Annotated in this window: 22 protein-coding genes and 1 tRNA gene; 6 read left to right on the forward strand and 17 right to left on the reverse strand. The window is 57.9% G+C overall.

Annotated elements, in window-relative coordinates; genetic code table 11:
* The first annotated feature begins 9 nt into the window (after positions 1-9).
* Entirely contained in the window at positions 10-603 is a 594-nt protein-coding gene (locus ACA079_RS24610) for a nitroreductase family protein (protein ID WP_348122597.1), read from the forward strand.
* A gap of 139 nt (positions 604-742) precedes the next feature.
* Here ACA079_RS24610 and ACA079_RS24615 read toward each other — a convergent pair whose 3' ends face one another.
* From ACA079_RS24615 to ACA079_RS24640, 6 genes are all read right to left on the reverse strand, one after another.
* Positions 743-1,675 carry a D-2-hydroxyacid dehydrogenase gene (locus ACA079_RS24615; RefSeq protein ID WP_497701262.1) on the reverse strand — a complete coding sequence of 311 codons (933 nt, stop codon included), beginning with the start codon at positions 1,673-1,675 and terminating at the stop codon, positions 743-745.
* A gap of 120 nt (positions 1,676-1,795) precedes the next feature.
* Positions 1,796-2,089 carry a YcgL domain-containing protein gene (locus ACA079_RS24620; protein WP_007898694.1) on the reverse strand — a complete coding sequence of 98 codons (294 nt, stop codon included), beginning with the start codon at positions 2,087-2,089 and terminating at the stop codon, positions 1,796-1,798.
* Positions 2,086-3,219: a ribonuclease D gene (gene rnd / locus ACA079_RS24625; protein WP_497701263.1), complete on the reverse strand. Its 1,134-nt coding sequence runs from the start codon at positions 3,217-3,219 to the stop codon at positions 2,086-2,088. Before rnd ends, ACA079_RS24620 begins: the two co-directional genes overlap by 4 nt.
* A 123-nt stretch (positions 3,220-3,342) precedes the next feature.
* Positions 3,343-4,005, reverse strand: coding sequence for a class I SAM-dependent methyltransferase (locus ACA079_RS24630; protein WP_497701264.1), 663 nt, complete (start codon positions 4,003-4,005; stop codon positions 3,343-3,345).
* Between the two features lie 75 nt (positions 4,006-4,080).
* Positions 4,081-5,730 (reverse strand): phosphoethanolamine transferase, encoded by a 1,650-nt coding sequence (locus tag ACA079_RS24635; protein WP_497701265.1) that lies wholly within the window; start codon positions 5,728-5,730, stop codon positions 4,081-4,083.
* Between the two features lie 179 nt (positions 5,731-5,909).
* Positions 5,910-7,292 carry a glutamine synthetase family protein gene (locus ACA079_RS24640; RefSeq protein ID WP_283183411.1) on the reverse strand — a complete coding sequence of 461 codons (1,383 nt, stop codon included), beginning with the start codon at positions 7,290-7,292 and terminating at the stop codon, positions 5,910-5,912.
* 541 nt (positions 7,293-7,833) lie between these two features.
* Between ACA079_RS24640 and ACA079_RS24645 the strand changes: the two genes are divergently transcribed.
* The 3 genes from ACA079_RS24645 to ACA079_RS24655 all read left to right on the forward strand — a co-directional run bounded on the left by ACA079_RS24645 (position 7,834) and on the right by ACA079_RS24655 (position 11,019).
* Positions 7,834-9,018 carry a cyanate transporter gene (locus ACA079_RS24645; protein ID WP_497701266.1) on the forward strand — a complete coding sequence of 395 codons (1,185 nt, stop codon included), beginning with the start codon at positions 7,834-7,836 and terminating at the stop codon, positions 9,016-9,018.
* Between the two features lie 15 nt (positions 9,019-9,033).
* A complete protein-coding gene (locus ACA079_RS24650; RefSeq protein ID WP_497701267.1) occupies positions 9,034-9,951 on the forward strand; it encodes a DMT family transporter in 918 nt (305 codons plus the stop codon).
* 132 nt (positions 9,952-10,083) lie between these two features.
* Positions 10,084-11,019 carry a LysR family transcriptional regulator gene (locus ACA079_RS24655; protein ID WP_497701268.1) on the forward strand — a complete coding sequence of 312 codons (936 nt, stop codon included), beginning with the start codon at positions 10,084-10,086 and terminating at the stop codon, positions 11,017-11,019.
* A 3-nt stretch (positions 11,020-11,022) separates the two neighbouring features.
* On the opposite strand, the gene ACA079_RS24660 is transcribed toward ACA079_RS24655, so the two are convergent.
* The 4 genes from ACA079_RS24660 to ACA079_RS24675 all read right to left on the reverse strand — a co-directional run bounded on the left by ACA079_RS24660 (position 11,023) and on the right by ACA079_RS24675 (position 13,289).
* A complete protein-coding gene (locus ACA079_RS24660) occupies positions 11,023-11,388 on the reverse strand; it encodes a 5-carboxymethyl-2-hydroxymuconate Delta-isomerase (protein ID WP_497701269.1) in 366 nt (121 codons plus the stop codon).
* Between the two features lie 57 nt (positions 11,389-11,445).
* The gene (locus ACA079_RS24665) at positions 11,446-12,369 is read right to left on the reverse strand and encodes a LysR substrate-binding domain-containing protein (protein WP_497701270.1); all 924 of its coding nucleotides are present in this window, start codon (positions 12,367-12,369) and stop codon (positions 11,446-11,448) included.
* A 144-nt stretch (positions 12,370-12,513) separates the two neighbouring features.
* On the reverse strand, positions 12,514-12,705 hold the full coding sequence (locus ACA079_RS24670; RefSeq protein WP_007898672.1) for a YegP family protein: 192 nt from the start codon (positions 12,703-12,705) through the stop codon (positions 12,514-12,516).
* Positions 12,706-12,944: 239 nt separating this feature from the next.
* Positions 12,945-13,289, reverse strand: a complete 345-nt coding sequence (locus ACA079_RS24675; RefSeq protein ID WP_497701271.1) for a hypothetical protein — start codon at positions 13,287-13,289, stop codon at positions 12,945-12,947.
* A 331-nt stretch (positions 13,290-13,620) separates the two neighbouring features.
* On the opposite strand from ACA079_RS24675, the gene ACA079_RS24680 reads away from it, so the two are divergent.
* Positions 13,621-14,787 (forward strand): MFS transporter, encoded by a 1,167-nt coding sequence (locus ACA079_RS24680; protein ID WP_497704372.1) that lies wholly within the window; start codon positions 13,621-13,623, stop codon positions 14,785-14,787.
* A 361-nt stretch (positions 14,788-15,148) separates the two neighbouring features.
* Here ACA079_RS24680 and ACA079_RS24685 read toward each other — a convergent pair whose 3' ends face one another.
* The 7 genes from ACA079_RS24685 to dapA all read right to left on the reverse strand — a co-directional run bounded on the left by ACA079_RS24685 (position 15,149) and on the right by dapA (position 20,595).
* Positions 15,149-16,201, reverse strand: coding sequence for a hypothetical protein (locus ACA079_RS24685; protein ID WP_497701272.1), 1,053 nt, complete (start codon positions 16,199-16,201; stop codon positions 15,149-15,151).
* 76 nt (positions 16,202-16,277) lie between these two features.
* Entirely contained in the window at positions 16,278-16,628 is a 351-nt protein-coding gene (locus ACA079_RS24690) for a hypothetical protein (protein ID WP_497701273.1), read from the reverse strand.
* Positions 16,629-16,905: 277 nt separating this feature from the next.
* Positions 16,906-16,995 (reverse strand) — tRNA-Ser (locus ACA079_RS24695).
* 83 nt (positions 16,996-17,078) lie between these two features.
* Positions 17,079-17,792 carry a phosphoribosylaminoimidazolesuccinocarboxamide synthase gene (purC, locus tag ACA079_RS24700; RefSeq protein ID WP_008034929.1) on the reverse strand — a complete coding sequence of 238 codons (714 nt, stop codon included), beginning with the start codon at positions 17,790-17,792 and terminating at the stop codon, positions 17,079-17,081.
* Between the two features lie 28 nt (positions 17,793-17,820).
* Positions 17,821-18,579, reverse strand: a complete 759-nt coding sequence (locus ACA079_RS24705; protein ID WP_008153089.1) for an MBL fold metallo-hydrolase — start codon at positions 18,577-18,579, stop codon at positions 17,821-17,823.
* 4 nt (positions 18,580-18,583) lie between these two features.
* Positions 18,584-19,699, reverse strand: a complete 1,116-nt coding sequence (gene bamC / locus ACA079_RS24710; RefSeq protein WP_497701274.1) for an NlpB/DapX family lipoprotein — start codon at positions 19,697-19,699, stop codon at positions 18,584-18,586.
* 17 nt (positions 19,700-19,716) lie between these two features.
* On the reverse strand, positions 19,717-20,595 hold the full coding sequence (gene dapA, locus ACA079_RS24715; RefSeq protein ID WP_129441946.1) for a 4-hydroxy-tetrahydrodipicolinate synthase: 879 nt from the start codon (positions 20,593-20,595) through the stop codon (positions 19,717-19,719).
* Positions 20,596-20,924: 329 nt separating this feature from the next.
* Between dapA and ACA079_RS24720 the strand changes: the two genes are divergently transcribed.
* Positions 20,925-21,485, forward strand: a complete 561-nt coding sequence (locus tag ACA079_RS24720) for a glycine cleavage system transcriptional repressor (RefSeq protein ID WP_008034925.1) — start codon at positions 20,925-20,927, stop codon at positions 21,483-21,485.
* Positions 21,486-21,494 lie beyond the last annotated feature (9 nt).

Consider the following 21,494-nt stretch of genomic DNA (forward strand, 5'->3'; position numbering starts at 1 on the left):
AATCTCTTGATGAGTGCCAATCCACGCGTTGCCGACTATGCCATCCACCCTCAGTTCACCGACCGCTGGTCGCCCCGCGCCTTCACTGGCGAAGCGATCTCCGAAGAAACCCTGCTGAGCTTCTTCGAAGCTGCACGCTGGGCGCCATCGGCCTACAACTCGCAGCCTTGGCGGTTTCTGTATGCGCGTCGCGACACGCCAAACTGGGAGCGTTTCCTGGGCCTGCTGAATGAGTTCAACCGCGGCTGGGCGCAACACGCCTCGGCACTGGTGATCGTGATCTCGAAAACCACCTTCGCGGTGCCTGGCGCCACCGAAGAAACCCCGGCCTTGTGGCACACCTTCGACACAGGTTCCGCTTGGGGCCATCTGGCGCTGCAAGCGAGCATCAGCGGCTGGCACACCCACGGCATGGCTGGTTTCGACCAGGACCTGACCCGCAAGGAGCTGAACATTCCTGAGGGTTATGCGCTGCACGCTGCGGTAGCGGTGGGCAAACTGGGCGACAAGGCGACGCTGGCGGATTACCTGCAAGCACGTGAAGAACCGAGCCCGCGTCGTCCGCTAAGCGAGTTGGCCGCCGAAGGCGACTTCACCCTCTAAAGAACGATGCAAATACCCTGTGGGAGCGAGCTTGCTCGCGATGAGGCCGTCACATTCAACATCAACGTGACTGTCACACCGCCATCGCGAGCAAGCTCGCTCCCACAGGTTTTGCACAATATTCAAGTAAGTGGTTGGCTCAGTAACCGCGATTGAAATCCACTTCCCCGCGCAACGCCTCACCTGCCTGATACGCCCGAAGGTTCTCGACAAACAGGTTCACCATCATCGATGGCGAGGTCGGTGCCGAGCTGTGGCCAGTCAGCAGCAAGCCCCAGGCAGTCCAGAACGGATGACGTTGCGGCAGCGGCTCCTGACGGCAGACGTCGATTACAGCGCCGGCCAGATGCCCTTCTTTCAAGGCCTCCACCAGGTCCGCATCGACCACTGCCACGCCGCGCCCGACGTTGATGAACAACCCGGTCGGCTTGAATAGCTTGAACAGCGCCGCGTCGTACAGGTCGTGGGTGTTCGGCGTATTCGGCAGCAGATTGATCACGTAATCGACTTCACCGACCAGACGCGGCAGATCAGCCAGCGCCCCGACTTCGACAAACGGCGCCTGCTCGCGGGCTTCGCTGGCGATGCCGTACAACTCGACGCCAAACGGCAGAAGAAACTGCGCCACGGTCTGGCCGATGTCACCGGTGCCGACGATCAACACTTTGCGCCCGGCCAGGCTTTGGCCCTGGCGACTGTCCCATTTACGCTCGACCTGGCTGACCAGCCGCGGCAGCACTTCGCGTTCGTGGCCGAGCATGTAGGTCAGCACGTATTCGGCCATGACCTGCCCGAAAATCCCTACCGCCCGGGTCAGGCGATAGTGACGTGGCAAGCCGTCGGCCAGCAGCGGCGTAATGCCCGCCCAGGTCGATTGCAGCCATTGTGGCTCGTGGCCCTGACGCAGCAAGGTCGCCAGCAGGTCCGGCTGACCGAGCCAGATCGGACAATCAGCGGCCAGGCTGGCCAGTTCGGCGGAGTCGCCGCTGGTCAGCACTTCCAGGTCGGGCGCTGCTTGACGCAACAGCTGGGCGTACACCGGGTGGTCGTGTTCAGCAATCAGAACGCGCATGGTTCAAACCTTTCAAAAACAGTGCAGACGGCCGCCGATGGAGTAACGCTCCATCGCCCAGGCCATCGCCAAAATCATTCCAGTTTTTCATAAAGGCTCTGAACAGAGCCTGTCTGCCGGTCACATCGGGTCGTTGCGGCGCAGCAATTCTTCCGGCAAGTGTTCGATGTATTCGTCTTCGGCCGGCGGCATTTGCAAGTGGTAACCCTGCTTCTCAAGGTTTTCCAGCACCACGGTGATGTCCTCGCGCGACAGTTTGCGCTCGGGGGTCAGCACCAGGTCGAAGGCGTGATGCGGTTTGCCGAAGGCAGCCATCAGACTTTCCGGGACGCGCTCCAGTGCATCGCTTTTGAGCACATAGAGGTACATCTCGTTTTTCTTCAAGCTTCGATAAATGGAGCAAATACGTTTCAAGGCTGTTCTCCGGCGGTGGCCAGGCTGTCGAGCAGCGCTTGGCCCATCAATTCGCGGCGCCAGCCACGCAGCGAATCAGGCAATTGGTAAGGACCGTTGGGATAGCCGCTCTTGAGCAGCGCTTCCAGGGTTTTCTTGCGCAGCATCAGCTCTGGCGCAATGTTCAGGCGTTCAGCTTCGGCCTGGCCGATCGCACGCAGCTGTTTGATCAGCGCGGCGGCATCCACCGGCAAAGGCTCCGGCACCGCTGGCGGCCATTGATCAGGCGACACACTGCCTGAGCGCTTGATCAGATCAAGCAGAAATTCGCCGTCCTGACGCACGGTACGCGGGTGCATGTCTTCGATTTTCGCCAACGCGCCAAGGTTGTCCGGCTGAGTCCGCGCCAGCGGCCACAGGGAATGCTCACGCACGATGCGGTTACGCGGCAGATCACGGGCGCGGGCTTCGCGTTCACGCCATGCGCAGAGTTCACGTAATACGACGAGTTGGGCACGGGAGAGCTTCCAGGCCAGCTTGGCTTCGCGATAAACCTCATACGGATCAACTTCGCGGCGCAGGTTGGCCACCAGCTCGGCGCCGTCTTCCAGGACCCAGGCGTACTTGTCGTCAGAAAGCTTCGGACGAAGCTGTACGAAAACTTCCGCCAAGTGCAAAGCATCTTCGGCGGCATAGCTGATTTGGGTGTCCGAAAGAGGACGTTGCAGCCAGTCGGAACGGGTCTCGCCCTTGGGCAGGTCGATGCCGAGCACTTCCTGCACCAGCCGCGAATACCCCATGGAAAAACCGAGGTTCAGGTAAGCGGCGGCCAACTGGGTGTCGAACAGCGGCGCCGGCAGGCTGCCGGTCAGGCGCAGCAGGACTTCGAGGTCTTCGCTGCACGCATGGACGACTTTGACCACGGCCGGGTTTTCCAGCAACGCGGCCAGCGGCTGCCAGTTGTCGATGGTCAGTGGATCAATCAGGTAAGCGCGTACGCCATCGCCGATCTGCAGCAGGCCTGCAATCGGATAAAAGGTGTCGACCCGCATGAATTCGGTGTCGAGGGCAACGAATGGCAGCTGCTGCCACTCGGCGCAAAACTGACCGAGGCTATCGTTGTCGCGAATCCAGTGAATATCGATGGCCACACGGCTCTCCCTTGAAGAATGGCGCGCAGTATATATCGCCCCCGGCGATTTCCGCGCATCCACTGAACAAGAGCTTTAGCGAAAATGCCTGCCAAACAGCAAGAAATGTCTGACAAGCGGAGACTAACTGGCCTTACGCAGTACGTAGACGCGCATCCGTGCACAGCCGGGCAGGAAGTCCTGATGACTGATCAAGCGCAAACCTGCGCGCTTGAACTCGGCTTCCACGTCGGCCTTGCTGGCCAACGGTCGGGCCGGAACGCCCTGTGCATCCGTGCGCGGGCCTTTGAAATGAGCATCGACCCGTACCGCCACAATCACCGTATCGCGACTGACACGATGGAACTCCTTAAGCATGGCCAAACGATGCTCGGGGCAGGCGATGTGTTGAAACAGCTGCATGCAAAAAATGCAGTCAACCGCATTCGCCGACAAGCCGATGGTGAACGCTGAACTCTGAAAGGTCTTGACCCGTTTCAGCAGGTTCTGCGGATGGTGGGTGCGGGCATGATCGAGTATGTCCTGCGACGGGTCGGCCGCGAGAATCACCCGGTTGGCATGCTCGGCCAGTACCGGCCAGAAGCGCCCGACACCGCAGGCCAAATCGAGAACCAGGCCCGGCTCGCCGGCAGCCTTGAGCGCGTTGCGCACCAGTTGCTCGTCACGCCAGAACGTCAACCGCCCGGCCAGGCCACGCGGTCGCGGCTGAAGACAGACGCGGGCGTGCTCCTGATCGTAGCGCCGGGCGATCTCAAGCTCGATGGCGGATGGGGGTTGAGGGGACATGTGCAATGGTTCTCGGGGGGAAACTCTATCCGGCCGCAGGTTAGCGGCCGGTGCGTGAAAAAAAGGTTGAAGCACTCATTCTTTGGCCAACACGCCGTCGATCACCGCACCGCGACACCCGGCAAACATATCCAGATCCTGGTTGTAGACCTTGCTCTTGACCTCCAGCAAACCGAGCATCGAATGGAACAGGTTGTCCTGGCTCAAGGGCTTTTCGCGACTCAGTTGCAGGCAATGGGTGTCCACCGAGAACGACTTTTGATAGCTGTCGGAAAACCAGGCCAGCATCGCGACATGTTTTTGTTGTTCCGGCGCCAGCATGTAAGGCGTCCCGTGCAGGAACAAGTTGTACTCGCCCAGGGATTCGCCGTGGTCCGACAGATAGAGCATCGCGGTATCGACTTTGTCCTGATTGTTACGCAACAGATCGATCAGGGTGGACAGCACGTGGTCGGTATACACCAGGGTGTTGTCGTAGCCATTGACGATACTTTCGCGACTGCAATTGTTCAGGGCGTTACTTTCACAAACCGGGGTGAAGCGCTCGTATTCTTTCGGGTAGCGCTTGAAGTATTCCGGACCGTGACTGCCCATCTGGTGCAACACCAGTACCGTGTCTTTATCCAGGGTATCGATGAAGTGCTGCAAACCCTGCAGCAGGATTTCATCGCGGCATTCGCTATTGGCGCACAGCACCGGGTCTTTCAGGTTACTGACGTCGTCGAGGGTGACCCGATCGCAAGTGCCTTTGCAGCCCGATTGGTTATCGCGCCAAATCACGTCGAGACCCGCGCGCTTGAGTACATCCAGCAAGCCTTCCTGGTTCTTTGCCTTGCTGGCGTTGTAATTCTTGCGGCCCATGTCGGAGAACATGCACGGCACCGACACCGCTGTTTCCGTCCCGCAGGAATGCACGTCGGTGAACGCAATCAGGCCGGCTTCTTTATCCAGTTTTGGCGTGGTGTCACGGTCATACCCCAGGATGCCGAAGTTCTCGGCCCGGGCACTTTCGCCCACCACCAGCACGGTCAGGGATTTGCGGCCGCGGGTTTGCAAGGCGGGATCTCGCTGGGCATCTTCGCCCAGTGTGACGAAGGGTTGCCGCGCAGAGGCGACCTGCTCACGCAGATAGCCGGCCGAGGCGCCAATGTAGTTGCTCGGCACCACCATCAGGCGCAGTTCATGATGATTGCGAAACAATGAGGACAAGCCTTGATAGTTAACCAGTGCGACACCACCGATCACAGCAACTGATGCGGCACTCACGAGAATTTTACTGAGTAGTTCACGGTGCCAGCGACGGTAACTAACCGGCGTCTTCCATAACAAAAAGGACGGCAAAACACCGAGTAAAACAATATAAACAAGCAACTTAATCGAGAGTAAGTCACGCACTTCCGTCGCATTGGTTTGAGCAAAGTTACGCAACATGCCGGTGTCAATCAAAACACCGTATTGGCTCATGAAATACGCCACCCCGGCGCTGATCATAAAGATCAGGGTCAAGACCGGTTTGAGCACAGGCCGGAATGCCAGCAGGGTCAGCACAATGTTGAAGGCAGCCAGGATCATCAAGCCGAAAGCCACGCGCATGACGATGCCCTGACCGTCCGATGCCGTGATTTCAAACAGGTGTTGCCAGAGAACAAGGTTGAAGCCCGTTAATAGAAAGGCGCTGGCAATCAGTGTCACCCACTCGGGGCGCACGGCTTTAATCTTCAACATGATGATCGGCTGTTCCTGAAAAGAAGTGCCTTCGGTAAATGTGAAAATTTCATTTACCGCGACAGCACTAATTTTAGGCAGCCAACCATCAATTTTTTGTGAAAAAGAAGCCAACGATTAGTTGGCTCATGGCACTAGGCCAAAACTTTTAACTTATTTGAGAATGGTTCAGGTTCTGTTCAGGCTTGATTCAAATACCAACGCCAGTCCTGCTCGCCGACTTCGCCCATGAACTGTCGATACTCGGCACGTTTTACCGCCAGGTACACACCGAGGAACTCACCGCCGAACGCTTCCCGTGCCCAGCTCGAACCTTCCAGCGCCCGCAACGTGGTTAGCCAGTCAGTCGGCAACAGTTCGGTGGCCTGGGCGTAGCCATTGCCCTCCACCGGCGCGCCAGGATCGAGTTGTTCGCGAATACCGCGATGGATCCCGGCCAGAATCGCCGCAGCCGCCAGATACGGGTTGGCGTCGGCGCCACAGATGCGGTGTTCGATATGCCGGGAAAACGCCGGCCCGCCGGGCACGCGCAAACTCACGGTGCGATTGTCCACGCCCCACGTGGGTGCCAGCGGCGCATAGCTGTTGGTCTGGAAGCGACGGTAAGAGTTGGCGTTCGGACAGAACAGCAGCAATGAATCGAGCAACGTACTAAGCATCCCGCCGACCGCCTGTTTGAGCAACGGCGTACCTTCCGGGGCTTCGCTGGCGAACAGGTTGTTGCCCTCCTTGTCCGCCAGGCTGACGTGCATGTGCATGCCAGTGCCCGCCAGGTCATCGAACGGTTTGGCCATGAAGCACGCCGTCATCCCGTGTTTGTGGGCCACGCCTTTGACCAGTCGTTTGTAGCGCACCGCTTCGTCCATCGCCTGCAAGGCGTCGGTGCGGTGTTCGAGGGTGATTTCCACTTGCCCCGGCGCGTATTCGGAAATCGCCGTGCGCGCCGGAATGCCCTGGAGTTTGCAGGCGCTGTAAAGATCGGCCAGAAACGGCTCGATCTGTTCCAGTTCACGCAACCCGTAGACCTGAGTGCCCCGCGGTCGCCCGCCATCGACATCCCGTGCCGGTTGCGGTCGACCGTTGCTGTCGCGCTGCTGATCCAGCAGGTAGAACTCCAGCTCCGCCGCCATCACCGGGTAATAACCGTCGGCCTGCAAACCTTCGATGACTTTCGCCAGCAGATGCCGTGGATCGGCAATCGTCGCGGGCATGCCCTCCTTCGGGTGCATGCTGACCTGCACCGCCGCCGTAGGAATCAGCCGCCACGGCATGCGCGTCAAACTGCCGCTGATCGGGTACGCCCGGCAGTCGATATCGCCAACGTCCCAGACCAGACCGGAGTTTTCCACGTCATCGCCGTTGATGGTCAGGCCAAGAATGGTGCTCGGCAATGGCCGCCCGCTTTCGTACACCGCCAGCAGTTCATCGCGATGCAGCAACTTGCCCCGCGGTACACCGTTGTTGTCGAGGATGAACAACTCGAACATCTCGATATCCGGGTTCTGTTCCAGAAAGGTCAGGGCTTCTTGCTTGGAGGCGAAAGATGTCGTGGCAACACTCATGGGAATTCTCTTATTTCCGCGTCAGGCAAACGCATAGGCGTCGCCGCTTTGATCCCGGCGCATAGCGCGGGACCTGTAAGAACAATCAACGGGAAATGCAGAAATCCGGTGGGCGCGCGTGACGGCAGTGCCACAGCGCCCAAAAGGCTAATTCGGAGGGAAGTGCGACGGGACAACCGTCCATAGATAAAACCGCAGAGAACAGATGACCGGCAGCGTCACACGGGAGGTTAAGTCGTTAAATCGGGATTTGAAGAACTTTGGTTGCGGCTTGGCTAAACAATTGAGTAGCACCGGTACTTGTAGCAGCTGCCGAAGGCTGCGTTCGGCTGCGAAGCAGACGTTAAATCAGCCAATGCGGTGTGGCAGGTTCATCCGGTGGCAGAATTTGCGCCTGCTTCGCAGCCGAACGCAGCCTTCGGCAGCTGCTACAGGGAGTTCAGAGTGTTATTTAATTTCTAAATACTACCCCGGACTTTCTGATTTGCGGCCCGCAGGCCTCGCGCGCCTAATCGGCTCCTTGTCATTCAAGGTCCGATAGATGGAAAACGTTCGCGCAACCTCTCGCCCCGCCCTCTGGCTGATGTTCAGCATCATTCTTGTCGCCCTGAACCTGCGGCCTTCCATGGCCGCCGTTGGTCCTTTGCTGTCGGCGATTCGCGGCGACATTGCACTGAGTTTCAGCCTGGCATCGCTGTTGACCATGCTGCCAGTGATGGCGATGGGGCTAGCGATGTTTTTTGGGTTGAGCGTCAGCCAACGAATCGGCGAACAACGCACCGTGGTGCTCTCGCTGCTGATCATCGGCGTGGCCACGGTGTCGCGGTTATTCCTCGATTCGGCGGCCGAACTGATCCTCAGCGCCGTCCTGGCGGGTATCGGTATCGCGCTGATCCAGGCATTGATGCCGGCGCTGATCAAATCTCGCTTCAGCGACAACGTTTCCGTGTGCATGGGGCTCTACGTCACGTCGATCATGGGCGGTGCGGCGATTGCGGCGTCGTTTGCGCCGCTGGTGATGATCCGCACCGGCAGCTGGCGCGTAGGCCTGGCGATCTGGGCGGCGCTGGCGCTGGTAGCGTTGCTGTTTTGGTGCGTGCAACGTGAAAGGCTACCGGCGCAGCCTGCTCAGTCGCAGCGCAATGGCTCCTTCTTCGGCAATTCCCGCGCCTGGTTACTCGCAATCTTCTTCGGCCTGGGCACGGCGTCCTACACCTGTGTGCTGGCCTGGCTGGCGCCGTACTACGTGGAAAAGGGTTGGAGCGAACAAAACGCCGGGTTGCTGCTGGGTTTCTTGACCGCCATGGAAGTGTTGTCCGGCCTGCTGACACCGGCCATCGCCAACCGCAGCCGTGACCGGCGCGCGGTGCTTGTGGTGTTGCTGGCGCTGATCATGGCGGGTTTTTGCGGGCTTATTCTCAGCCCGCAACACCTCAGTCTTTTGTGGCCGTGCCTGTTGGGGCTCGGCATCGGCGGACTGTTCCCGATGAGCCTGATCGTGTCCCTGGATCATCTGGACAATCCCCAGCGTGCCGGCGGCCTGACCGCGTTCGTGCAAGGCATCGGCTACCTGATCGCCGGTCTCTCACCGCTGATTGCCGGGTTGATCCGCGATCAGCTCGGCAGCTTCGAATGGGCCTGGTGGTCACTGACCGGCGTCATGGCACTGATGATCCTGATGGTCTTGCGCTTCGATCCGCGGCATTACGCCCGACACATTCACTGACCCGGACACCCCACCATGAAACACACCGGTTTCGCCGCCGCTCACGTCGGCATGCTGCTCTGGGCACTGTTGATCGCTGCTTCGTTTTCTGCGGCAGCACAGGTCAGCCAGGCCATCGACCCGATCCTGCTGACCGGCTTGCGCCTGCTGTTCTGCGCCCTGGTGTTTTTTCCGCTGCTGCTGTTCAAGGGCGATACCGCCATGACCGCCCGCGGACTGTTCGGCCATGCCGTGCTCGGCTTGCTGCTGGCGGTGTATTTCGGCTCGCTGTTCGAGGCTCTGCGCTACACCTCGGCCGTCAATACCGGAACGATGTTCACCTTGGTGCCACTGCTGACATTGCTGTTCGAAGCCGTATTGATGCCCGACAGCAACCTGAAACAGCGGGTGCTGCCGATGCTGATTGCCGCTGCCGGGGCCGTATTGCTGGTGTTGAAAGGCGCAGGCCCTGGTGAGCTGCCTTCGCTGTATGCAGTGTCGGTGTATGGCGTCGGTTGCCTGGCGATGGCGCTCTACTCGCCCCTGAGTCAACGGCTCAAGGCCAGCAGCCTCAAGGAGCGCGGCCCGGTGGGCATGACTTTCTGGAACATGCTGTTCGGCGCGCTGTTTCTGCTGGCATTCTGTGGGTTCAGCGGCGGCTGGCGATCGGCGTCATTGCTGACCGTGAGCGATTTCTGGTGGCTGATTTACCTGGCGGTGTTCGCTACGCTGGCGACCTTCTGGCTGCTGCATCGGGCCATCGGCGTTATCGCCCCTTCCTCGGTCATTTCCTACATTTACCTGAGCACGCTGTTCCTCACATTGTTTCACTGGTTCTGGTTACGTCAGTCGCCACTGCCGCTGGAAATCATCGGCGCGCTGCTGGTGGGAGTCGGTATGTGGGCACTGCTGATGTCCAGCCGCCGCGGGGTGCCAGCAGCCGTTCAGGGCTGAAGGCCTCTGGAATTGCCCCACAACTTTCCATGAAAACTCCTACAAGGCATTCTCCTGGCACCATCGTTCCGTTAGGATCACTCGCACAAGTTTGCGCACAGTCAGCGCAAGGAGCACAGCGAGACGAAACGGATGTTGAACAGTAACTTGCTTAGAAAGCTCGATATGCAGGACCTCATGGTGTTTATCGCCGTGTATGAGCAAAGCAGCGTCAGCGGTGTATCCGAGGCGCTCTGCGTCAGCCAGTCCACCGTGAGTTACTGCCTGAAAAAGCTGCGCACCAGTTTCGAAGACGAACTGTTCATCAATACCCGCGCGGGTATGCGCCCCACCTACAAAGCCAGCACCATGTACGCCCACGTGCTGAAGATCCTCGAAAGCATCAACCTGTGTCACGCCGGTCCGCCAGCATTCGACCCCACCCTGCAACCAGTCACCTTCAATATCTGTGCACCGGAATACTTCGAGCAGTTGATCCTGCCGCGGCTGTTGAAAAGCTTCGATTTCGCCGACCTGCCCGTGATGGTCAACATGCACAAGTTCGAAACCGACATCCCGGCCGAAGAACTGCGCGACGGCAGCCTCGACCTGGTGATTTGCTTCGGCCCGAACTTTCATCGCAGTCACGGCGATATCAAATCCCGGATGTTGCTGGAGGACGACCTGGTCTGTGTCTTCGATAAACGAGCCACACCGCCGGAGCCGCGTTTAAGCCTGCAAGCCTTCGTCGAACGCCGGCACGTGTTCCCGACACCCTGGACCTCCACCACTAACATGGTCGACGGCTGGCTGGCGCAGCAGGCGCAAAAACGGCAGATCGTCGCGCGCTCCAACAGCTACAGCGCGGCACTGAAGATGATCACCGGCACCGACTTCATCCTGACCCTGCCTCGGCGTATCCAGCAATTGCTGGCCAACGATTCGATCTTCAATCATTGCGAAGCGCCCAACGGCTTGCCGGGTTTCAGCCTCGACATGCAGTGGAGCCAGAATGTCGATCAGGACAGCGCCAACACCTGGCTACGCGAGCAAGTGGTCAAGGCCTGCACCGAGCAGGAAATGGCCTGAAACTCAGTGGCTGATGGCAATCTTGGTGTAGGACTCTCGATCGATGTCGAGGATTTCCACGGCGAGCTGGACTTCAATGTTCGTCGGCCAATCACACAGCTCTTGCACCACGGCCAGCAAACTTTCGGACAACTGCTTCTTGATCTGCGGTGAACGACCGCTCAACAGTGCCAGTTTCACATGCACAAAGGCCCGTTCACCTAACGCCGTGCCGACCCTGAACGTCTCAACCTTCACCGCTCGGCTCTTGATGTCGTATTCGGCAGCAAACTGACCGGAAGCCACCAACGCATTGTTGAGCCGGATCAACGCCACGTCGGCATTGAGCCCGGACAGGTTGGCGGTGTATTCCATGTGCAGGTGAGGCATGACTGAGCTCCTGAAAGTGGGCAGAAAGGTCGTACATATAACACAGCATCGCCCTACTCACTCGGGCGGTAAAACCGCGCGTTCACTCATGAACGCCTCCAGCCGCGACCTCAACCAACGCTCCGCGGGGTCGGTATCGACATGGCTGAGCCAGACCATGGACAGATCCAGGGTCGGCGTCTCAAACGGGAACGGTTCCTTGAACAGCTGGCCGGACGCGGCCATCGCTTCGGCGGCGTAGTCCGGCAGACTGGCGATCAGATCGGTCCCGGCGAGCAAGGCCGGTAGCGAGCTGTATTGCGGCACGGAAAGGACGACTTGGCGCGTACGACCAATCTCCGCCAGCCACTCATCGGCGTAACCACTGACATTGGCGGTGTGGGAAACCAGCACGTGCGGTCGCGCGCAATACTCATCGAGCGTCAACGGTGTGTCCGATGCGTCCGCGCGCAAAATGCAGGGCAGGATGTGCCGCAACAACTTGCGCTTTGCGTTGGCCGGCAGCCCGCGAGTCTGGCTGATACCAACGGTGATATCGCCGGACGCCAGCAAATCCGGGATCCGCCAGTAATCGACATGCTGCACCACGAACACCACCTTCGGCGCTTCATGGCGCAAGGCTCGCAGCAACGGCGGCAGCAGGCCAAACTCGACATCGTCCGACAGTCCGATACGAAAGGTCATGGTGCTGCTGGCGGGGTCGAAATCATGGGTCAGGCTCAACGCCACCGACAACGAATCCAGCGCCGGAGACAGGTGCAGAATAATCTCCTCGGCCCGCGCCGTCGGCTCCATTCGATGCCCGACACGTATGAACAGCGGGTCGTTGAACATCGTGCGCAAGCGATTGAGCGCAGAACTGATGGTCGGCTGGCCGAGAAACAACTTTTCCGCCACCCGGGTGACGTTGCGTTCGAGCATCAGCGTTTCAAACACCACCATCAGGTTGATGTCGGCCTTGCGTAGTTCGTTACGATTCATCCACTGACCCCCGCTCCCAAATCTGCTGACAGTTTAGGTAGGTGTCGCAATCGGCGTCTATGCGACTCAAGCAGTTTGCGTTTAATCCAGATAGCCCTGATTAAAACGAAGCTGCTCTGACTGAGCAGCTTCACCGCCTGAAGCCTAGATTTCCCTGACCGGCGTCTGATCGTGGGTCCCTTTGATCAAACTGATGGCATGCACACAATCAGACTTGTTGACGTAAGCCTCCCCGCTGGCAATCGTTTCATGGTTTCCCGCCCTCAAACGCCACCGCCATTGACCCTTGCCGGTCTGTGCGATGCCACGGGTTTGCCTGTAAATCTCAAAATACATTGCTCGCTCCTTGCGATTGCTGATGACGACAGATCAGTGACCTGCGAAACGAGAGTAGATGAGGTTTTTTTGAGGCAGAGTCTTTCAATGTCAGGGGATGTTTCGCAGATCCAGCCTTGATTGACGGGTCGACCAATAGATCCGGGGGGCGGTAAATTGAGTGACTGCGCTGAGTAACTTTTCCCTTGAAGATGCATATTTTTCTTACGCTGCGGTGCTGTCTGGTCCGACGCGACTGTTCACTGATTTTTCTGCTGAGTTGAATCGTCAGCTGACAGGGCCAAAGGCTGTTCCTCCATGAACACGGCATCGTCCTCAAGTGCTGTTTGAGGTTGAGCCGCTGCCGTGGTGGTGACTGGGTCAGGATGGGGCAGAAAACCCCGTACAGCCCTTTCAATCAGTGAAAGGATTCCATAGGTGATGAACCCAAAGATCAGTCCAACAACCAAAATGCTCAAAGGGTGCATCTGCGCTGCATCGGGGCTTTCCAACATGTAGCTAAAAGCCTGAACGGCAACGGTCAGGCAAGCCGCAAACGCTGCCACCAGCTTCACAAACACCCAAATCCGTCGCCATCTGTTCATGCACTCCCCCGTCATCCGGTGATTTGCTCTGTATTGCATGATAGCTAATGACCCGGGTTACACCGAAAGTCAGAAAAAGCTGATGTGGGATCGCTGGCAGAAAGGCGATTCTCTTCAGCAGATTGCGCAATCTGCTTGATCGAAATCAATCATCGATACAGCGTATCTTGGCGGAGGTAGCGGCAACGCGGCTGCCGGGGTGCGAGGCGCTATTAGAGGCCTACGCCAAAACAGGTTTTCGAGGCTCATGATGAAAACCACTGACAAGTCAGGTGGCACTTCGGTTACTGCGCCAATCAAGAGGACGTCAACCGGCAACGTCTGGCGCACCATGCCTGGCGGCATTTGGGCGTTGGGCTTCGTCTCGATGCTGATGGACATCTCCTCAGAGATGATCCATGCATTGCTACCGCTCTATATGGTCACCGTACTGGGTACCTCCGTTTTGGCCGTGGGTCTGATCGAAGGCATAGCCGAGGCTACGGCTTCGATCACCAAGGTATTCTCCGGCGCACTCAGTGATCGATTGGGCAAGCGCAAACTGCTCGCGGCGCTGGGCTATGGGCTGGGGGCGCTGTCCAAACCGATCTTTCCTTTGGCGGGCTCGCTGGACTGGCTGATCGGCGCTCGCTTTATCGACCGCATTGGCAAAGGTATTCGCGGCGCCCCGCGCGATGCGTTGGTGGCTGACATCACGCCGCCCGAGATACGGGGGGCGGCTTTCGGCCTGCGGCAAACTCTGGATACCGTGGGTGCATTCCTGGGGCCGTTGCTGGCGATCGGATTGATGTGGCTAACCGCGAACCACTTCCAGACTGTGTTCTGGGTGGCCGTCATCCCGGCCTTCCTTGCCGTCGCGGTACTGCTGGTGTTCGTTCATGAGCCCAAACAAGTGGAAGGGACGCACCGGGTGCGTGCGCCTTTGAGCCGGCGGGAATTGGCCCGACTGGGCGCTGGCTACTGGTGGGTGGTGGGTGTCGCTGCGGTGTTCACCCTGGCGCGTTTCAGCGAAGCCTTTCTGATTCTGCGCGGTCAGGCCGTCGGGCTGGCGCCTATGTGGGCGCCAGCGGTGCTTGTCCTGATGAGCGTGGCGTACTCACTGTCAGCCTATCCCGCCGGGGCCTTGTCTGATCATGTCAGCCGCGTGGCGGTACTCGGCGTAGGTCTGATATTGCTGATTGCTGCCGACCTGACTCTGGCGTTCGCACCGGGTATCGAAGGCCTGGTCGTCGGCGTCGTTCTTTGGGGGCTGCACATGGGGTTTACCCAAGGGATATTCGCCGCCCTGATCGCCGATTGCGCGCCGGCTGAACTACGCGGGACGGCATTTGGCATGTTCAATCTGATGACCGGGTTGACCTTGCTGCTGGCCAGCGTCATCGCTGGGGCGTTGTGGGACACGGTAGGCTTCCAAGGCACTTTCTTGATGGGAGGGGGATTTGCTGTTCTGACTTTGCTGGGATTGTGGGTGATCCAGGCGAGAGTTCAGGTTCGATAGCAAAGAGCGATACCGCCTGTGTTTCGCGAGACAGTCGTACCGCTCGCCAGGAAAAGAGGCGGCCAATTTGCCCTGAAACGAAATGCCAGAAATGAAAAAGCCCCTGAAATCTTTAACAATTTCAGGGGCTTAGCCATTATTAAATAATGGCGGAGAGATAGAGATACTAGAGACTGGTTTGACGATCCTCATCAGATCACCACGGCATTCAATATACCGTCCCCTAGAAGCGGCGGCTGTTACTTCAATACATAGCAGTCTCGCCTGTCATTACCTTATGACAGATCTGGCTGAAAAATATTCAGCCCTGCTAAACAGCGAAATAGCCGCCAAAGACAAGATGGCTCATCAGGGCTTTTTCTTATGCATCAGATACAAATATCTTCTTGATTTTGGTCCACACCCCTTCCCTTTCCCTTTCTAATTCTTCTTTCAATCCATTAACCTCATGAACCTTTTGGGTATAACCCTTCTTGTATTTCGCTAGCTCGACCTCAAGATTGTTAAAACACTGGTTCAACTCGCCAGCAGTGGTCGCAAGCTCATTCTTTTCTTTTTCGACCAAATCCTTTGCTACCACAAGTCCGTCTCTGTCTTTGGTAATAGTAGTGACTATCGATTCTGTATCGCGGTATTTTTTGAAAAGGAGCATAGTCTCATGCTTATTCTTATCAATCAGTTCAGCCCGTTCCTTTTCAGACTGCCTGACATAATCCTGATGGAATCGCGTACTCACTGGGTCAGAGAGAACTTTGCAATACAACTGCCTTGAGACGATTTCAGTAATCTGTTGATAGCACCTTTCTAGACTTCCCTCAACGTCATCGGAACGAATGTACTTCTCAACCTTGATGCTGTCGGTAATCTTGACTTCGATGATAGGTATTCCGTGATCACGAAAATCAACAACCTTTTGCATGCTGCACGGATTTGCATAACAGACCTCAATAGCAACCTTTCCACCCCACTTCTTATAGTAAGGATTGTCGGCTGTGAATTCGCCGTACAGGTCTGGAATATAGCTATTGCCATTCCCAAATTCGAGGTGGGTTTCTTCTGCTGCTAGGCGCGTGAAGGTGAAAGGAACAAGCTCTTTATTGATGACGAAATTGATCGTTTCGAGCTGCGCCAGAATGGTTATGAGGGTGGCATGAGATAGTGTCTCGCCGTCGCTGTCGCCGGATCGAGCAACCTGAACTTCATTGCTTTTGTACCGGAAATACCCGTTCTTTACGGCAACCATTTCCCGGCGCTTGTCTTCACGCGAATGGGTACTGAAGAACGTCAGAGTATTGAATTCGGATGGGTTTTCGCGCCTCATCTTGAGGGCTTGCCAGATGAAATACAGTCTGTACCGACCGTCCTCACGATTGATGTAGCCGTTAGGACCCTTCGCACACGCCCAAATCTTCATGCCACTCCCTTATGGTGAAACGCTCTAAAACAGACCATACCAGCGCCTGAGAGTGTTTCAAAGGGACGGCGTGCCGTCAGTAGCCGAGCGTATCCTTGGTCTGCTTGCAGCTTCCTAGCCGACCTTTAACTTGGCCAGTCAACAAACGTGTCTGCGTGGACTGATAGGCTTTAGTGGTGCCGTACTGCTTCTTCACATCATCGAGCTTGTCTTTCGCCAAGATCATCTGTGTCACACAGTCATTAATGTCCTTCTTCGACAGGGTTCGCGTACCAGCCTCATTGGGCGTTCCTTGAGGACGATTCTCGTACAACTTCTGGACCTCACCAAGGCTTGCCAGTGCAGCAGCTTCGTCTTCATTGCTTGCTGCCCACGCAGACGCACACATAACCACTGCAACCATTCCTGCTACACACTGCTTGATCAATGGAGTCTCCCTTTGTCATTGATGGGGTTCTACCCTACCGCTTGCAGGACCAGTCAGCGACCGGCGACCTGCACAGAGCCATTATCTTCAGCCAAGAAGGCCTTGAGAACGTTGGTCTTGTCAGACTGAAACCGCGGATGAACGAGTGATTTGGTTAAATCTTGACCAAAAAAAAGCCCCAATCCGAAGATTAGGGCTATTTTTTGGTACAAAGCGCTGGTACAAAATCGCTTGACCAAAACCCTCATAACTTATTGACTTATAAGGGCTTTTAATATGGCGGAGAGATAGGGATTCGAACCCTAGGTACCGGTGAAGGTACAACGGATTTCGAATCCGTCCCATTCGGCCACTCTGGCATCTCTCCAACGGCGCGCATCATAACAACACTTTTGCCGGAAGCGAACCCCCTAAGCGAAATTTTTCCGTGCTATCAGATGCTTGCGTCGATTAAAGCGGTACGCCCAGACGATTGGCGACTTCTTCGTAGGCTTCGATGACGTCACCGAGGCCCTGACGGAAGCGGTCCTTGTCCATTTTCTTGCCGGTGGCCTTGTCCCACAGACGGCAGCCGTCCGGGCTGAATTCGTCGCCCAGGACGATGGAACCGTCGGAGAACACGCCGAATTCCAGTTTGAAGTCGACCAGCAGCAGGCCGGCGTCGTCGAACAGTTTGCTCAGGACTTCGTTGACCTTGAGCGACAGTTCTTTCATGCGAACCAGTTGCTCGGCGGTGCCCCAACCGAATGCCACGACGTGGGATTCGTTGATGAACGGGTCGCCCTTGGCGTCGTCCTTCAGGAACAGCTCGAAGGTGTAAGGGTTGAGCTTCATGCCTTCTTCGACACCCAGGCGCTTGACCAGGCTGCCGGCGGCGTAGTTACGCACGACGCACTCGACCGGGATCATGTCGAGCTTCTTCACCAGGCATTCATTGTCGCCCAGCAGTTTGTCGAATTGGGTCGGCACGCCGGCCGCTTCGAGTTTCTGCATGATGAAGGCGTTGAACTTGTTGTTCACCATGCCTTTGCGGTCGAGCTGCTCGATGCGCTTGCCGTCGAACGCCGAAGTGTCGTTGCGAAACAGCAGGATCAAGCGGTCAGCGTCGTCGGTCTTGAAAACCGATTTGGCTTTGCCGCGGTAGAGTTCTTCACGTTTTTCCATGATGGGCTCCGCTTGCTAAGTAGGTGGGCTAGGCGATGTGTCGCCAGTCGAGCCCTGAATCTTGATCGGCCAGTTGCAGCCAGTCCGGGTCGCACCCGAGGGTGTCGACAAAACATTGCCGGGCCAGCTGCGGCAGGTTGTTCTTGCTGCTCAGATGGGCCAGGACCAGGTGTTGCAGGCCTTGCCAGCCCAACTCGGACACCAGGAATGCCGCCTGATGGTTGTTCAAATGCCCCAGTTCACCGCCCACCCGCTGCTTGAGAAAGTACGGGTAGTGACCGCGAGCCAGCATGTCACGGCAATGGTTGGACTCGATCATCAACGCATCGAGATCCCGATAGCCGTCCAGCACCTTGTTGCAATACGAGCCCAGGTCGGTCAACAGGCCGAAACGTCGCTCACCGTCACTGAAGACGTATTGCGTCGGCTCCTGTGCATCATGGGCCACGGCAATGACGCCGATGCTCAGTGCGCCGATCTGCAGTTGCTCGCCGCCGGCCAGAAGGCCAGCCGGTTCAATTGGTTTGCGCATCCCGCGCAGGGTACCGCGACTGAGGTAGACAGGCAGATTGTAGCGCCGAGACAGCAAACCCACGCCATGCACGTGGTCGGCATGTTCGTGGGTCACGAGTATCGCGCTCAACTGCGCAGGGTTTACACCCAGGCGCAGCAGGCGTTTTTCGGTTTCCCGCAGGGAGAAACCACAATCCACCAGCACATACGTGTCAGCGCTGGCTATCAGCGTGCCGTTCCCTTGGCTACCGCTGCCGAGAACGGCAAAACGCATGTGATCAGCCCAGGTTGTCCTGAATCACGCTCAACACTTTGCGCGCCACATCTGCTGGCGCCACGGTGTTGATGTTTTTCTCGACGGTGACCTGGACGTTGTCGCCAACCTTGCTCAGACGAACCTGATAACGCTCGGCACGGGCTTCAACTTCTTCCTTGTCCGGCTTGCTGCCGAACAGACCACTGAAGAAACCTGGCTTCTCGTCCTTCTTCTCGGCTTTTTCGGCCAGGTTGATGTAGTACAGACCCAAACTGCGGTTGATGTCTTCTACGCGCCATTCGCCCTGTTCCAGCGCACGACCGACGCTCGACCAGGCACGATCCAGATCGGTGCCGACGTTCAGGACAGGGTTACCGCTGCCGTCTTCGCTCAGGCTGACACGACTTGGCGTATCGGAGTCACGCGACGCCAGCATGGAGACCGAACCGCCCTTCTCCGAGGTGCGGCTCATGCTCGCGAGCATGTCGTCGACCAGTGCCGCGTCCAGGCCAGTGTTGACCGAACGGTTGGTGAAGGCCACGTCGGCGGTGCTGCCGGCAGGACGCTCGGCGCTGACCACGTAGATTTCACTGGTATTTCGCTGCACGCCTGGCTCTATGCGGACCCGCACGCGGGTTTCGCTGTCAGCGCCGACACCGGCCGCGCTCAGGCGCTTGGCCATCGCGGCGGACAGTTCGTCGGAATGCTGCCAGGTGGTGGTGAATTCGCCGGTTTGCGGACGCTGTTCGTCCAGACGGAAACCGTTGTCCTGGAAGAACTGCACAGCCACTGGCCAGGCTTCGGCCGGTGGGTTCTGAGCGACGATCCAGCGCGAATCACCGGTCTTTTGCAGGGAGTAGGCGCTGGCGTCGGCCCCTGCCGACAACGGCTGCGGACGAGGCACGATGTACTCGCCCTTGACGGTGTCATCGGCCACGTTGCGCGGGATCGGCAACAGCGGATCCAGACGTTTGGCGGTGCTGACATCCGACGGCAATTGCATGGGTGCAGTCTGTTGCGCTTCCAGGTAATCGCTACCGCGGTCACGGAAATAACCTTCCGGGCCCCAGACCCATCCGCAGCCACTGGTGCTGGAGATGATCAAGGCAAGTGCGGAAAGTCCGGCCAATCGCTTCATGCGTAGTACTTCCTCAATTAAACCAGGACGCCGGACTGGCGCATGGCCTGCCGCAGCGGTTCGTGACAGGCAGCACTGAGCCAGGTGAGCGGCAGACGGATACCGTCCGGCATCAAGCCCATTTCATGCAGTGCCCATTTCACGGGGATAGGGTTGGATTCGATAAACAGGGTTTTATTGAGCGGCATCAGCTTTTCGTGAATCGCGCGGGCCGTCACGGCGTCGCCTTTCAGAGCAGCGTTGCACAGGTCGGCCATGTCACGCGGAGCGACGTTGGCGGTCACCGAGATGTTGCCCTTGCCGCCAAGCAGGATCAGCTCGACTGCGGTGGCGTCGTCACCGGAGATCACCAGGAAGTCTTTGCTCACGCCGTCGATGATGGCCTTGGCACGGGACAGGTCGCCGGTGGCTTCCTTGATGCCGATGATATTTTTCACGGTCGACAGGCGGATCACGGTTTCGGCCAGCATGTCGCACGCCGTACGGCCGGGCACGTTATAAAGGATCTGCGGGATGTCGACGGCTTCGGCGATGGCCTTGAAGTGCTGGTACAAGCCTTCCTGGGTCGGCTTGTTGTAATACGGCGTCACCAGCAGGCAAGCATCGGCGCCGGCGGTCTTCGCATTGGTGGTCAGCTCGATGGCTTCGCGAGTCGAGTTCGCGCCGGTACCGGCGATCACCGGAATGCGCCCTGCAACTTGCTTCACCACGTAACGAATCACTTCGATGTGCTCGTTCACGTCAAGGGTGGCCGATTCACCTGTGGTGCCGACCGCCACGATCGCGTGGGTGCCGTTTTGCAGGTGAAAGTCCACCAGTTTGCTCAGGCTGTCCCAGTCGAGACGACCTTGTGCATCCATGGGTGTGACCAGTGCCACCATACTGCCCGCAATCATGCAACCGCTCCTGCCGGAAAAAGAGAGCGGTAATGGTACTGGCGCCAAGATGCTTGTACAAGCGAAGTACTGCGCTGCTGCCATTCCCCTTGGCGCTGCTTTTCGCTACCCTTCAGACTTTGATCGGTACTGATAAGCTCGTACGCCGGGTTCCAGCCTCCATTTTCGGCATCACAAGCCCCGATCCAGCGTTGCCACCCCTCGCTCTTGCCACTCTGGAGCACGTTGCAACCTTGCGGCTCGGGTTTTTTGAATTCGCATCCGCAGGCTCGCTCCCGGTAAAAAAAGCCCGTAGAAGTATCGACCGCTCATCGCTTTAGGAATGCTGCATGTCCACCCCCACAGTTCGCGAACAATTCCTTGTCATCAGTGCCCTCGGCGCCAACCCCATGGAGCTGACTAACGTCCTGTGCCGCGCCAGCCATGAAAACCGCTGCGCCGTGGTCACCTCTCGCCTGACGCGTCATGGCGAGTGCAGTGCGTTGATCCTCGAGATCTCCGGCAGCTGGGACGCCCTGGCGCGCCTCGAAGGCAGCCTGCCGAGCCTCGCCAAGAAGCACGCCTTTACGGTCAATGTGGTGCGCAGCGCAGCGCTGGAGAATCGTCCTCAGGCCCTGCCATACGTCGCTTATGTCAGCTCGGCTTACCGCTCGGACATCATCAACGAGCTGTGCCAGTTCTTTATGGACCACAACGTCGAGCTCGAGAACCTGACCTGCGACACCTATCAGGCTCCGCAAACCGGCGGCACCATGCTCAATGCCACGTTTACCGTGACCTTGCCGGCCGGTGTGCAAATCAGCTGGCTGCGCGATCAGTTCCTGGATTTCGCCGACGCGCTGAACCTGGATGCCCTGATCGAACCGTGGCGCCCACAAAACCCAATGTAAGGAAGCTTT

Source organism: Pseudomonas sp. LBUM1645 (genome assembly GCF_059716185.1).

Excerpts from the sequence above, each read along its gene's own strand:
- ACA079_RS24610 (WP_348122597.1), top strand. The coding sequence starts at position 10 with ATGAGTGCCAATCCACGCGTTGCCGACTATGCCATCCACCCTCAGTTC.
- ACA079_RS24615 (WP_497701262.1), bottom strand. The coding sequence starts at position 1,675 with ATGCGCGTTCTGATTGCTGAACACGACCACCCGGTGTACGCCCAGCTG.
- ACA079_RS24630 (WP_497701264.1), bottom strand. The coding sequence starts at position 4,005 with ATGTCCCCTCAACCCCCATCCGCCATCGAGCTTGAGATCGCCCGGCGC.
- ACA079_RS24635 (WP_497701265.1), bottom strand. The coding sequence starts at position 5,730 with ATGTTGAAGATTAAAGCCGTGCGCCCCGAGTGGGTGACACTGATTGCC.
- ACA079_RS24640 (WP_283183411.1), bottom strand. The coding sequence starts at position 7,292 with ATGAGTGTTGCCACGACATCTTTCGCCTCCAAGCAAGAAGCCCTGACC.
- ACA079_RS24645 (WP_497701266.1), top strand. The coding sequence starts at position 7,834 with ATGGAAAACGTTCGCGCAACCTCTCGCCCCGCCCTCTGGCTGATGTTC.
- ACA079_RS24650 (WP_497701267.1), top strand. The coding sequence starts at position 9,034 with ATGAAACACACCGGTTTCGCCGCCGCTCACGTCGGCATGCTGCTCTGG.
- ACA079_RS24655 (WP_497701268.1), top strand. The coding sequence starts at position 10,084 with ATGTTGAACAGTAACTTGCTTAGAAAGCTCGATATGCAGGACCTCATG.
- ACA079_RS24660 (WP_497701269.1), bottom strand. The coding sequence starts at position 11,388 with ATGCCTCACCTGCACATGGAATACACCGCCAACCTGTCCGGGCTCAAT.
- ACA079_RS24665 (WP_497701270.1), bottom strand. The coding sequence starts at position 12,369 with ATGAATCGTAACGAACTACGCAAGGCCGACATCAACCTGATGGTGGTG.
- ACA079_RS24670 (WP_007898672.1), bottom strand. The coding sequence starts at position 12,705 with ATGTATTTTGAGATTTACAGGCAAACCCGTGGCATCGCACAGACCGGC.
- ACA079_RS24675 (WP_497701271.1), bottom strand. The coding sequence starts at position 13,289 with ATGAACAGATGGCGACGGATTTGGGTGTTTGTGAAGCTGGTGGCAGCG.
- ACA079_RS24680 (WP_497704372.1), top strand. The coding sequence starts at position 13,621 with ATGCCTGGCGGCATTTGGGCGTTGGGCTTCGTCTCGATGCTGATGGAC.
- ACA079_RS24685 (WP_497701272.1), bottom strand. The coding sequence starts at position 16,201 with ATGAAGATTTGGGCGTGTGCGAAGGGTCCTAACGGCTACATCAATCGT.
- purC (WP_008034929.1), bottom strand. The coding sequence starts at position 17,792 with ATGGAAAAACGTGAAGAACTCTACCGCGGCAAAGCCAAATCGGTTTTC.
- ACA079_RS24705 (WP_008153089.1), bottom strand. The coding sequence starts at position 18,579 with ATGCGTTTTGCCGTTCTCGGCAGCGGTAGCCAAGGGAACGGCACGCTG.
- bamC (WP_497701274.1), bottom strand. The coding sequence starts at position 19,699 with ATGAAGCGATTGGCCGGACTTTCCGCACTTGCCTTGATCATCTCCAGC.
- dapA (WP_129441946.1), bottom strand. The coding sequence starts at position 20,595 with ATGATTGCGGGCAGTATGGTGGCACTGGTCACACCCATGGATGCACAA.
- ACA079_RS24720 (WP_008034925.1), top strand. The coding sequence starts at position 20,925 with ATGTCCACCCCCACAGTTCGCGAACAATTCCTTGTCATCAGTGCCCTC.